Origin of the sequence: Oceanobacillus polygoni (genome assembly GCF_008304605.1) — a bacterium.
GTDB classification, from domain to species: Bacteria; Bacillota; Bacilli; order Bacillales; family Amphibacillaceae; genus Oceanobacillus; species Oceanobacillus polygoni.
This window is the reverse complement of the sequence record NZ_PIJY01000052.1, coordinates 1-1,286: the sequence shown is the minus strand read 5'-3', so window position 1 is coordinate 1,286 and position 1,286 is coordinate 1. Positions and strand designations below refer to the sequence as shown.

General features: G+C 40.9%; 2 protein-coding genes. Both read left to right on the top strand.

Annotated features, from left to right (window positions below; genetic code table 11):
• On the top strand, positions 1–692 hold a 692-nt coding region (gene ltrA, locus F1560_RS22515; protein WP_246811958.1), incomplete at its 5' end, for a group II intron reverse transcriptase/maturase.
• Entirely contained in the window at positions 689–1,204 is a 516-nt protein-coding gene (locus F1560_RS22510; RefSeq protein ID WP_246811957.1) for a group II intron maturase-specific domain-containing protein, read from the top strand. The genes ltrA and F1560_RS22510, both read left to right, overlap by 4 nt.
• The last annotated feature ends 82 nt before the right edge of the window (positions 1,205–1,286 follow it).

Here is a 1,286-nt window from a genome sequence, read left to right as displayed (position 1 = left end):
AAGGTGCAAGTGGAATAGATGGAGTGACGGTGGAAGAATTGAAGGTATACCTAAGAAAGCATAAGGACGAACTTCGTGCTCAAATCCGGAAAAGGAAATACCAGCCATCGCCGGCACTGCGAGTAGAGATTCCAAAAGAAAATGGAAAAACGCGTAAACTAGGTATTCCAACGGTCGTCGACAGAGTGGTACAACAAGCGATCAGTCAAAAACTCAGCCCCATATTCGAAAAACAATTCAGCGAATACAGCTATGGTTTCCGACCAGGAAGAAGTTGTGAAATGGCAATTATTCAAGCGCTGGAATATATAAATGACGGGTATGAATGGTTAGTAGATATTGACTTAGAACGATTCTTTGATACGGTTCATCACGATAAGCTGATGAGAATCATTTCTCATACGATAAAAGATGGAGATGTGATTTCCCTTATACGGAAATACCTCGTAAGTGGTGTGATGGTAGGTGGCAAATACGAAGATACGCCAGTGGGAACACCGCAAGGAGGCAACCTTAGTCCACTTCTAAGCAACATTATGTTGAATGAGTTGGATAAGGAACTGGAAGCAAGAAGACTGCGATTCGTCAGATACGCAGATGACAGCCTTATTTTTGTCAGAAGCGAAAAAGCGGCGAACAGAGTACTTACTTCCATTACAAAATTTATCGAGAAGAAATTGGACTTAAAGTGAATGTAGAAAAGAGTAGAATTTCACGTCCTAGTAAAACGAAGTTTTTAGGCTTTGGCTTCTACTATGATTCTAATAAGAAGAAGTATCAGCCAAGACCGCATGGAAAGTCGATTCAGAAATTCCAAAGAAAACTGCGCCAGTTAACGAAACGAAATTGGAGTATCTCTTTAGATGTTAGAATCGTTAAGCTAAAACAGGTTATCTTCGGTTGGGTCAACTACTTCAAGATAGCCAACATGAAGAAAGCTCTCGAAGTAATAGACGCAAAACTCCGCTCTAGACTGCGAGTAATCATTTGGAAGCAATGGAAAAACAACAAGAAGAGAATAAAATCTCTTGTCCAGCTTGGAATACCAGAAGAAGAAGCAAAAGGCTTAACGTATTGTCGGAAGGGCTATCGATTCATTGGATTATCGAAGGTGGTTCACAGATCTTTATCCAATAAACGCCTAAGGCAAAGGGGCATCCCCTTTGCCTTAGATTACTACTTAAAAGTACACACTGCAATATAAATTGAACCGCCGTATACGGAACCGTACGTACGGTGGTGTGAGAGGGGCGGAAAGTTATTTAATTTTCCCCTCTACTCGATTT